The following is an 11,635-nucleotide window of genomic DNA, read 5'->3' as shown; positions in this document are numbered from 1 at the left end:
GGTTTGGTACCGGAACCTGTATTCCGATACCGAAGGGCCCACCTTCATCATATGCACAGCATCAACTCTCATATAGTTGTTCGTGACACTCAATACCCTGGGTTCTGCACCAGTTTATCATTCCGGTTCATTTCGTCGCGGTGGATCGGGATAAAATACATTTTATCCAGCCACTGCCGGTTTTCGATACCTGGGTCAACAGTACTCACCGTATACGTGTAGTCGTAGTCTGCAGGATCATACCGATATACCGAAACATTGCTGCCGGCTTTCAGCCGTCCGAATACGCGCATGATGCCCACTTTTCTACCCAGGGTTTCTCCAGCGATCATCCACCGGCGGGCATCGTGGAAACGATGTTCTTCATACGCCAGTTCGATGCGCCGCTCGTTCCGGTATGCATCCCGAAGTGCATCTCCGGATGCAGCAATGGCCGGCATTCCGGCGCGGAACCTGATGCGGTTCAGCCAGATTTTTGCTTCTTCGTCTTGGCCTAGCTCAATACAGGCTTCTACATAGTTCAACACTACTTCGGTAAACCGCAGCACCGGCCAAGGAATAAACTGCCTTGTATTCTGATCGACTACCGCGGGATTGGGATCAATGAATTTGCGCATATAATACCCCGTATGACTGCCGTTCCAGTCCTCTATCGGGCTGTTCCGGGTATCCAAACCATAATGGATTACTTTGTTTCCTTTATCCATTACTTCATACTGTCCCGTTTGGATCTGATTGACCGGATCGCGCCCTGCTACGTCGCTGGTGCGGGGCTTCCAGTCGGCACCATCATATAAAATAGTCGCATAGAAACGCGGATCCCGGTTCTCGTACGGCGCCACGGCGTGTGCCGGATTATCCCAGTCGAACGCCTTGCCGTCGGCCATGGGATAATCATCCACCAACTGCTGGATGGGTGTGTTTCCGGCCCAGTTGTGGTAGCCGTTCGGACCGTTGTTCCGACCAACATAGTTTCCACCTTCATCTTTCAGGTCAATGAAGAACCGACCTAGTATGAGGTCCGCTTTGCCATCGGCAGATACGGCACTACTACCACCACCCATTGAAATCGACAGGTAGTTCTCCGTACCCTCTTCCGGTGTAACCGGCTCGGTCAAATCCATCATATAACCAGGGCCATATGCGTCAAGTACCGCTTTCGCCGCGTCTTTCGCCCGTTGCCACCGGCCATTCCGGTCGCCGCTGGTATACCCCAGGTATTCGGGGTTTTCGTACCCACTGATCACTTCGGAATTTGCCGAAGCCGTGGGAATGTCATGGAGATCGCTGGCTGCCTTGGTCAATACCCGGGCTTTCAATGCAAGTGCGGCAGCGGAAGAAGCACGGCCGTCCACAGCCGGTGCATCCGCCAGCAATGTCGCTGCCTGGTCGCAGTCGGAAACAATAAACTCTACCTGCTCCTCAAAGGTATTCCGGGCGACGGTATAATCGTCGTCCTCCAGTCCATAAACACGATCGATCAATGGAACAGCACCGTAATACCTCAATAGCTCCGTATAGAAAAAGGCACGCAGGAAAAGTGCTTCCCCTTTCAACCGATCGGCGACACCCGACGAATTGTCGAACTGCGGCTCTGCCAAATTCTCAAGAGCGACATTGGTCGCGCGGATCCGCCGATACAGGCTCCCCCAGTTGTGGGTTCCGCCGCTGATCTGGCTATTCCATCCCTGGTCCGCATCGTTCGAACGGGCTTCGGTAATCACATTGATTCCCCTACCGGGGTGGGTAAACATTGCTTCGTCCGATAGCGAAGCCAACATTTCCTCATCGAATCCACCCTGGCCGAAGCCGTTATAAATTTCCGTAACAAAGGCCTCGGCCAATCCAACATCCTGCCATGTAGCATCAGCAGGCACCTCCTCCAATGGCCGGGTACTTACGAAATTGTCATTACAGGCTACCGTACAGGTTGCGATTACCCATAGGCACTGTACAAACACATGATATTTTTTGAATCGTTTCATCTCTTTCTCGGGTTTAAAATGTAACAGCGATACCGGTATTCAGCAGGCGCGCCTGGGGATAATACTGCCCCGTCTGGTTGATTGATTCAGGATCGAAAACATCGGTTTGGTCCCACGTCAGCAGATTGAATCCGCTTACATAAATCCGCAGGTTGCTGATGCCTGCAGGTTCCATCCACCGGGTCGGGAAGGTATACCCCAATTCGAGGTTCTTCAACCGGAGGTAGTTGGTATTTCTCAACCAATACGTATTGCCAGACGAATAATATTGGTCGCTCCGATCGGCAATACGCGGATGTTCGCTACTGGGAGCGTCCACGCGCCAGCGGTTTTTATAGAAATCAAGCAGGAAATTCCCAATGGCACCGGATTCATCAGCGCCGACACGCAGTTCTCCTCCCGTTGCTCCCTGGAAAAGTATGGTCAAATCGAATCCCTTATACTGCATACCGACATTCAATCCGCCCTGAAATGTGGGTATCGTATTTTTATCACGCCGCACACGATCGTCCGACGTGATGGCGCCGTCGTTGTCGTAATCGACAAACTTCATATCGCCGGGCCTCAGCGAATTGGTGACGGCCGAGTAATCGAGGGTGTTTGCCGCAATCTCAGCTTCGTCGCGGAACACACCGTCGTAGATATAGTACAATCCCGAATTGATGGTACGGCCTGTGGACTGCTGCCATTCCGGCGCACCGGGCGCTTCATCCCAGAAAATAATCTTGTTCTTCGCATACCCTCCGTTCAAGCCGACATTCAGGCTGAGGTCGCCGAACTGATCTGTGTAACCGACCGCGAAATCCCAACCCCCGTTTTCGACAATGCCGATATTCTCGGCAGGCAATGTCATACCTGTTGTTTGCGGAATCGACGCATTCCTTCGCCAGAGAATGCTTTCCCGCCGGTTCTTAAACCATTCCACTGTGAAGTTGAACTTACTGTTCATCAGTTGCCCGTCAAGACCGATGTTATAATTATTGGCGACTTCCCAGGTAATGAACGAATTGGGCACCCGGCTTTCGTAGAGCGACTTTACCAGTTCATTACCGACAATGTACGTGCCGAACCCGTAGGTAGAAAAATACTGGTATTCTTGTAACGCGCCGTCGTATTCAATGTTATCATTCCCCATCTGCCCATACGACCCCCGCAATTTCAGGTAGTTTACAAAAGGCACGCCGTCTTTCCAGAAGTTTTCTTCCGAAATCATCCACCCTGCCATGATGCCGGGGAAGAATCCATACCGGCTGCTTTCAGGGAACATGTAAGAACCGTCGTACCGCCAGAGGAATTCTGCAATGTATTTACTTTGGAAATTATAGCCCACCCGGCCAAAGTAGTTGAGCCGGGCGCGCTCCCAGGCTCCACCTCCGTTATTCTTCTCAGCATCGCCTCCGGCAAAAAGATAATCAATGTTATTCGAGATAAAGTAGCGCCGGAACGCATTGAAGTTGTCGTTCCGGATGGTTTCCCGGTTTACACCCGCCAGCAGGTTCAAAGTGTGGTTGCCGAATGTGCGGTCATAGGTCAACACGCCACCGAGCAGTACGTTCAATTGATCTTCGTCCCCTTGGGTGAGCCGCGGATCAGCCGGACCACGCTGTCCCCGTACCAACAGGGGCGTTACACCGTCATCCTCGTAATCGCCCTGCCACGTATACAGGTACCAGGGAATTTCCCACCGTTTGGTTTTCTTGATGTATTTGTCTACGGATGCCGTACCGCTGAATTTCAATCCTTCCACCCAAGGAATGGTAATATCCAACTGTCCATTGGTTTGGAAATAATACCGTTTGTCTCGATCGTATCCTGTTTGGTCGGTGGTGATGACCACCGGGTTTTCGCCATACTCAATATCCGGACCGGGCATGCCGTTCGGCCAGAACGCCGGTTCAGTAGGAATGCCACGCATCAGCATACGGAAAATCGTTCCGGCCGATTTCGTGGGAAAATGCCGGTCTTCTTGCCGACCTAACAAGCCGATTTTCGTGCTGATGTATTTATTGATATTGGCATCGAGGTTGACCCGGATGTCGTATTGCTCGTAACCCGTTGCCGATTTTTTATAATACGCATCCTGATCTTGGTAGCCAATGGAAGTGAGGTATTTGATATCTTCCGTACCGCCGCTTACCTGGAGGTTATGCTGGGATTGCGGCGACCAGTTTTTCAATGTGGCGCCATACCAATCGGTGTTGGGATGTCCCCAAGGATCCGATCCATCGGCATATAGCCGCATGTCCTCAGGTGAGGCTGGGGCGGTTAACACCGAACCGTCGTTCCGAGTATAGGATCCGGCATCATTAAACGCCGCTTGGGCTGCTGCCCATTCATCCACGGGCAGCTTGAAAATTTCAAGCTCATTGCGCATTTCGGAATACTGTACCGCGTCTGCAAGCTTCGGAACTACGGTTGGCTGCGAGAATGCCTGATTGAAAGTATACGAAAGCGATGGTTTTCCCGTTTTGCCCCGCTTAGTAGTGATGAGAATTACCCCGTTTGCCGCGCGCGCACCATAAATCGCAGCCGAAGCATCCTTCAACACCGATATGTTGTCAATGTCGGCCGGACTGAGTCGCTCGAATCCTCCGGCCCGCGCCGGGATACCATCGATCACAACCAACGGACCACTATTTCCTAATGTATTGGTACCGCGTATCCGTATGGATGCCCCGTCGTACCCCGGTTCAGCACTGGCTTGGGTTGCTACTACCCCCGGCAACCGGCCAGCCAACGCGTTTGAAACATTTACTGTCGGTGATTTCATCAGTTCCGCACTTTTTACCGACGCGACTGATCCGGTGATGGTTTCCCGCCGCTGGGTACCGTATCCTACCACAACCACCTCTTCCAGATCCGACGTAGCCGGCTCCAAAATGACATCGATCATGTTCCGGGTACCGACTGTCTCCTCTTTCGTGGTGTAACCGACCATCGAGAAAACCAGCACGGCATTTGCCGGGACATTTTCGATGGCATAACGGCCTTCCTCGTCGGTGCTTACTCCCAGACTCGTTCCTTTAACAGCGACACTGACACCGGCAAGTCGTAATCCATCGGCGGAAGCCGTGACAGTACCGACGACGGTCGACTGCTGTTTTGCACCGGGATGTGGACTTTCGACACCCATCACCGGTGGATGGAAGGGACGCCCAGTGGCCGATATCGGTAAGATACCGGCTCCACTGAGAATCATTCCACCAATCATTGCATTAATAGTGTGTTTAAGATTCATATAAATTGGTTTTAAAATGATTTTAACTGGTGTCACAAGTATCGATGGTTTGTGTGAATCGAATAAGGGGGATTCTCACCAAAAAGAGGGGGTAAATTCTTAATCCACCCAAATGCACGCAAAGTTTGCTAAAGCGATTTTGTTTTTCGATATTTATCATTCCAGATACAATCATCACACATTACCTATTATGACAAAGAAGAATTTAATCTTGCTGATTTTGTTGACTTGCACGCATTTAAACGTCTGGTCAACAATTAATGGTCAGGTAAAATATCTAGGTATTGAACAAGGTCTATCCAACAATTATGTTACCGCTATTTACCAAGATCGGATGGGCTTCATGTGGTTTGGCACCTTTGACGGGTTAAACCGGTACGACGGCTATCAATTCAAAACTTATCGGAATCGCCCCGGGCAGGAGACTTCGCTTCCCGACAACCGGATTACCGATATTATCGAAGATACGACCGGCAGAATCTGGGTAGCTACCAAAATCGGTGCCGCAGTACTTGATTACAACGAGCAAACCTTTCAATCTCTACGCCTTCTACAAGATAAAGCAGGGAATTCGGCGATTGATTTCGCCATAAACGGTTTTGCAGTGAATGCAAATGGTTCCCTTTTTGCAGCAAGTGAAAAACGTGGACTGTTAGCTATCGAAACACGCTCCAAAGCCATCCCGGTCGCAACATCCATTCCGCTGATTCATCACGGTCATCGAACAGTCAATTACGATGTCCAGGGGGTAGATATAGACCCCGAAGATCGGTTGTGGATGATCATCAAAGACGTCGGTGTCGCCTATTACGATAAAACGAATCATGTAGTCCGTATAAAAACCAACCGCGTACAATCAGCACGGTGCATACAAGCTTCGGCAAACGGCGGTATCTGGATTGGCACTGAAGAAGGCTTGTTCCGCTATGACCCTGCAACCGATGACCTTACGCATTATACCGTAAAAAGTGGATTGTCTCATGATCGCGTCACGGCGCTACGCAAAACCAAGGAAAACAAACTATGGGTATGCACAGACGGCGGTGGAATCACCATCATTGATCTCAAAAGCCGGCGATTTACATATCTTTTGGGGCACGATGACGGTGGCCCCCTCTCCAGCAAAGCTGTTTTTGCGGTCTATGAAGATCCTCAATCCCGCCAGTGGATCGGTACGTTACGGGGCGGCGTCAACATCATCGATCCGCAAGCACAGAAATTCGGGCTTATCCGGCACAATACCCCAGAAGGGAAAACTAGCTCGAAAAACTTCATTCTTTCCTTTGCCGAAGGAAAAGACCACTCACTATGGATCGGAACCGATGGCGGCGGACTATCGCATTGGGATCGGCGCACCGATCAGTTCCAATTTTTTGAGCATCAGCCGGAAGTTCCCGGAAGCCTCAGCAGCAATTTTGTGACCAGTATCCTGCAAGATGAACAGGGACAGCTTTGGGTAGGTACCTATGGAGGAGGTATCAACCGATGGGACGCGCAACACCGCCGCTTTATCTCCTATCCCTGCTTCCATCCCGAAAAGGGAAACAAATATGCCAACATATGGCAGTTATTGGAAGATAGCAAAGGCAGAATCTGGGCCGCGACATTAGATGGTGGTGGGCTTTTTGTACTGAACCGCCAACACGACCGGTTCGAACCCGTTGAGACAGGTATAACTAATGCACTTTGCATCCTAGAGGATGCAAACGACACGTTTTGGATTGGCGACTATTCCGAACTTATCCGTTTAGACCTAATCCATGGCAGGACTACGCACTACACCATCGGAAATCCGGTCCGCTGCATCCGGAAAGACTCTTCGCAACAGCTTTGGATAGGTACCGAAGGGGGTGGATTATTGTTATTTAACAAAAATACGGGCGACTTTAAGCGCTATACCGAAGCCGACGGTTTACCCAGTAATGTCGTACTGCAACTGGCGGATGACCGTCACGGAAATCTGTGGCTTTCCACTTATAACGGCATTGCCAAATTTTCCTCCGCCGAAGGCCGGTTCCAGAATTTTTACGAATCAGATGGCCTGCAAAGCAACCAATTCAGCTACAATGCGGCACTTGAATTACAATCGGGGGAATTAGTCTTTGGTGGGATCGATGGATTTAACATCTTTTACCCCGATAGCGTCCGTATTGAACCGCTTGCGCCGAAAATCGTTGTGACGGATATTCGAGCGGGTACCAAACCATTCAATGATTACAGCGTTTCGGCCACACCGACAACCGCGGCCCGTGTAGAAAAGTTAGTTTTACCCTATGACGATGCATCGTTATCCGTCGGCTTCGCTGCCCTTGAATATTCCTTCCCCGATAAAATCAACTATGCATTTTTCCTAGAAGGGTGGGACAAGGATTGGAACCACGTCGAACGCCAACGCAGTGCCTTTTATTCCAATCTTCGAGAGGGCAATTATTGCCTTCGAATCCGATCGACAGACGCCAACGGGATCTGGAACAGCGATGAACGCATCCTGGCCATTGAAGTATTACCTCCGTGGTGGCGAACGTATTGGGCATACGGGATGTACTTATTACTCGGGCTCTCTGCCGTTTATGCATACATCGTCTACGACAGACGTCAAACCCGATTAACCTATCAGGTCGAATGGTCGCGCATGGAGATTGCCAAGGAACGTGAACTCAGCGAGCGGAAATTGGCTTTTTTCACACACATCGCACACGAATTCCGCACACCGCTATCATTGATCGTGAATCCGGTCAAAGATATGCTATATAGCAATAATAAGACTTCGGATACCGACGGCTTGACGCTGGTGTATCGCAACGCAAAACGGTTGCTAAGCCTCGTGGACAAGCTGCTGTTGTTTCAGAAGGCAGAAAATCAATCGGACGACCTTCGGTTGGTGAAGCTTGACATGAAACACCTCGCCCACGAAGTATTTCTCTGCTTTAAGCAACACGCAGACGCCCGTTTGCTGGATTACCGATTTCACTGTACTTCAGAAAGCATTTACCTTTTTGGCGACCGTGAAAAAATGGAAATATGCCTCTTTAACCTAATTAGCAATGCCATCAAATTCACTCCCGAACAGGGCGCAGTGACGGTAAAACTTTCTGAAAGAGACAATCACATTGAACTTACGGTTTCGGATACCGGATGTGGCATACCAATCGAGATCGGTGACGCATTATTTGATCGCTTTTACCGTGACCGGCTCGGAAATAAACGATCCGTGTCCGGCTTTGGAATCGGCCTATTCTTGGTAAAAAAATTCATTGAATCCCATCATGGTACTGTATCGTATGTAAGCCGGGAAAACCGAGGCAGCCAGTTCACCCTGCGCTTATTGAAAGGCAAGGAACATTTCAAAGGACAGCTATTGATGGAAGACCTGGGGGAGCATTCTATGTTCCTGGAAGAATTAACTGAGGAACCCGCGGAGGAATTAGAGGAAGCAGTTCTGCGCGATGGGCGACCGGTCATGCTTGTAGCTGACGACAACCTACAGATCAGACAATACATCGCCCAACTATTCAAAAAGGACTTTTCGGTGTACACAGCGGAAAATGGACAGGAAGCATTGGAATTCATTAAAGAACACGAACCGGATATTGTCATCAGTGACGTAGTCATGGATGGAATGTCCGGCATCGACCTTTGCACTTGCATCAAACAGGATCCTTCGCTCAGCCATATTCCTCTTATACTCCTTACTGCCAGCACTTCAAAAGATGTTAAATTGAAAGGAATAGAAGGCGGCGCAGATGACTACATTACGAAACCTTTTGACAATGCGCTTTTGATAGCCCGGGTTGCCAACCTCCTAAACAGCCGAAGCCAGTTACAGGCTTTTTTTTATAATGAGATAACCCTGCAGAGCAACCCACATAACATATCCAAAGAATACAGCGATTTTCTCCAACGTTGCATCACTATCGTCGAGCGCCAGTTGGACAATGCGGATTTTACCGTTAAATCCCTTGCCGAAGAAATCGGCATGAGCCACTCAAACCTCTATAAACGCATCAAATCGATATCCGGCAAATCCGCTAATGAGTTTATCCGGTTCATCCGGCTACGCACCGTTGCCAAGTTGCTTATCGATTCTGGTTGTACAATCAGCGAAGCGGCATTCGCTGCCGGATTCAACGACATTAAATATTTCCGTGAACAGTTTTCCAAGCTCTTCGGAATGAAACCTTCGGACTATAAACGGAAATATGGGAAAACGAAAAAAAATCCCCTAGTAAAGCCTTCCAAAATAAAAAACTCATTTGCAGACACTTAAAAAATAGAATTCATTCGTAGATTTACCACCGATGGATAAATACGCAAAACAATCGCGCATGCTGGTTGCAGTGGATTGCATTATTTTTGGATTTGACGGCTACAACTTAAAATTACTACTGATTAAAAGAGGGTTCGAACCCGAAAAAAATAAATGGAGCCTAATGGGCGGTTTTGTCCAATCGAATGAAAAGCCGGAAGACGCTGCTTCGCGGGTGCTTAGACAACTTACCGGACTGAAAGACGTCTATATGGAACAGTTATCGGTGTTCGGAAAGCCCGACCGCGACCCGCTAGAACGAACCCTCAGCATCACCTATTTTGCGCTAATCGATATCAAAAAATATGAAAAGCAACTCAACGATGATTATCGCGCCGAATGGTTTCAACTAGAACGGGTACCCAGTCTAATCTTTGACCACGACGAGATGGTGCAACAAGCTAAACAGAAACTACGCTATAAAGCGGCGTTACACCCTATTTTGTTTGAATTGCTTCCTGAAAAATTCACCATTCCCCAAATTATGACGCTCTACGAGCAGGTCTATGAAGTCGAATTGGATAAACGAAACTTCACCCGCAAGCTGCGTTCAACGGGACTGCTCATCAAACAATCGGATAAAGACAAGGAAAACTCAAAAAAAGGCGCTTTCTACTATAAATTAGACAAAGCCGCTTACACTGAAAAATTCACGCGATTTCTTAATTTTATATCCAACCCTGAATATGAGTAATTAAAAAAACTTACCTTCGATATGCCAAATAAACGATATTCGATATGACTTTCAATAGGCGAACATTTTTGAAGCAAGCAGGACTGGGTGTTGCTGCGGCTTATGTGACCCCTTCTTTCCTTTCCTGTACTTCGGAGCAACCCCATAAAGCACCACTGACGGAAATCGGCCTGCAACTATATACATTGCGTGATCAACTGGCTGACGACGCTACGTCCACTCTTACGCGCATTGCCGAAATCGGCTACAACCATGTGGAAACATTCGGCGCTGAAACCGATGCCAATGGTCAGATTCAATTCTGGGGCTTAAATCTGGGTGATTTGTCGACGCAGTTGCAGGCAAACGGATTGAAATCGTATAGCGGCCACTACGATCTTTCGGAATTCCTTACGCCGGAAAATGGGGATGAAGAAGCGCTGAAAATCTACTTGGACACCGCAGCAGCGTTGGGGCAGAAATATGTAATCGTACCCATACCACCGATGTTATTGATCGACAAAATGACCGCGGATCATTATCATTTCATGGCCGACCAGCTGAACAAAGGGGGCGCCCTTGCTGCTAAGTCAGGGCTCAAAATCGGTTATCACAACCATTTCTGGGAATTCCGCACGTTGGAAGATGGCAGTAAGGGGTTGGACATTCTGTTGGACAATACCGAAAAAGATCTGGTTGTGTTTGAATTGGATTTGTTTTGGAGCGAGAAATCAGGAATGGACAGCGCTGCGTATTTTGAAAAGCATCCCGGCCGTTTCCCGCTGTGGCACATTAAAGATATGGATAAATCAAACACCGCCACGGTAACTGGCCCGGATTATGATCAGAAACCTGTGATGGAAATCATCTCAGCAATCACCTATGCCGAAGTTGGTACAGGAAGCATCGACTTCAAAAAGATTATGGCAGAAGAAGAGACCGCCGGCCTTCAATATGTATTTGTAGAGCAAGATGTCATCCGCATTGATCCTTATGAAAGCATTGAAAAGAGCTATCGGTATGTGAAGACGGAATTACTGAAATAATTCAAACACTCCACTATTCAAATGGACCTTAGGGTCTGTTTTAGTTAACGATAAGGAACTGCGTTATAAACACCTTTACAACAGCCCCATCGCCCCGCCGAAGCGGTAGCGCAGCCCGATCTCATGGGTGGTGTTGTTGATCCGCCGGTCCAGTGGCTCGCTGCCCGGGTTGAACTGGTAGCTGTAACCCAATCCGAAGCCCCCGAAGTTGAACTGTGCCATACCCGCCAGCTCACCGTAGCTGCGAACGTTCATACCGATGCCGAATACCTCCTTGATGAAAACCAGCGCGGAGGCCTCCGCCTGCGGACGAAGATTCTCCGCATACGTAACCAGCACACTCGGACGCAGGTGGAAGTCCGTACCCATCGAAAACAGCGCGCCCGC

At 49.1% G+C, this 11,635-nt stretch carries 6 protein-coding genes; 3 read left to right on the top strand and 3 right to left on the bottom strand.

The window, feature by feature from the left end:
* Nucleotides 1-89: 89 nt before the first annotated feature.
* Together BMZ56_RS25135 and BMZ56_RS25130 are read right to left on the bottom strand one after the other, a co-directional pair.
* A complete protein-coding gene (locus BMZ56_RS25135; RefSeq protein ID WP_090632593.1) occupies nt 90-1,985 on the bottom strand; it encodes a RagB/SusD family nutrient uptake outer membrane protein in 1,896 nt (631 codons plus the stop codon).
* Between the two features lie 13 nt (nt 1,986-1,998).
* A complete protein-coding gene (locus tag BMZ56_RS25130; protein ID WP_218146668.1) occupies nt 1,999-5,223 on the bottom strand; it encodes a SusC/RagA family TonB-linked outer membrane protein in 3,225 nt (1,074 codons plus the stop codon).
* 190 nt (nt 5,224-5,413) lie between these two features.
* On the opposite strand from BMZ56_RS25130, the gene BMZ56_RS25125 reads away from it, so the two are divergent.
* Genes BMZ56_RS25125 through BMZ56_RS25115 form a run of 3 tightly spaced genes read left to right on the top strand, consistent with a single transcriptional unit; the run spans nt 5,414 to nt 11,248 of the window.
* The gene (locus BMZ56_RS25125) at nt 5,414-9,490 is read left to right on the top strand and encodes a two-component regulator propeller domain-containing protein (RefSeq protein WP_177195307.1); all 4,077 of its coding nucleotides are present in this window, start codon (nt 5,414-5,416) and stop codon (nt 9,488-9,490) included.
* A gap of 31 nt (nt 9,491-9,521) precedes the next feature.
* Nucleotides 9,522-10,223 (top strand): NUDIX hydrolase, encoded by a 702-nt coding sequence (locus BMZ56_RS25120; RefSeq protein WP_090632588.1) that lies wholly within the window; start codon nt 9,522-9,524, stop codon nt 10,221-10,223.
* Between the two features lie 44 nt (nt 10,224-10,267).
* Nucleotides 10,268-11,248, top strand: a complete 981-nt coding sequence (locus BMZ56_RS25115) for a sugar phosphate isomerase/epimerase family protein (RefSeq protein ID WP_090632587.1) — start codon at nt 10,268-10,270, stop codon at nt 11,246-11,248.
* Nucleotides 11,249-11,323: 75 nt separating this feature from the next.
* Here BMZ56_RS25115 and BMZ56_RS25110 read toward each other — a convergent pair.
* On the bottom strand, nt 11,324-11,635 hold a 312-nt coding region (locus BMZ56_RS25110; protein ID WP_143073032.1), incomplete at its 5' end, for a type IX secretion system membrane protein PorP/SprF.

Origin of the sequence: Parapedobacter indicus, from assembly GCF_900113765.1 — a bacterium.
In the GTDB taxonomy this organism is placed as follows: Bacteria; Bacteroidota; Bacteroidia; order Sphingobacteriales; family Sphingobacteriaceae; genus Parapedobacter; species Parapedobacter indicus.
This window is presented reverse-complemented; position numbering and strand designations above follow the sequence as displayed.

Excerpts from the sequence above, each read along its gene's own strand:
- BMZ56_RS25135 (WP_090632593.1), bottom strand. The coding sequence starts at position 1,985 with ATGAAACGATTCAAAAAATATCATGTGTTTGTACAGTGCCTATGGGTA.
- BMZ56_RS25130 (WP_218146668.1), bottom strand. The coding sequence starts at position 5,223 with ATGAATCTTAAACACACTATTAATGCAATGATTGGTGGAATGATTCTC.
- BMZ56_RS25125 (WP_177195307.1), top strand. The coding sequence starts at position 5,414 with ATGACAAAGAAGAATTTAATCTTGCTGATTTTGTTGACTTGCACGCAT.
- BMZ56_RS25120 (WP_090632588.1), top strand. The coding sequence starts at position 9,522 with ATGGATAAATACGCAAAACAATCGCGCATGCTGGTTGCAGTGGATTGC.
- BMZ56_RS25115 (WP_090632587.1), top strand. The coding sequence starts at position 10,268 with ATGACTTTCAATAGGCGAACATTTTTGAAGCAAGCAGGACTGGGTGTT.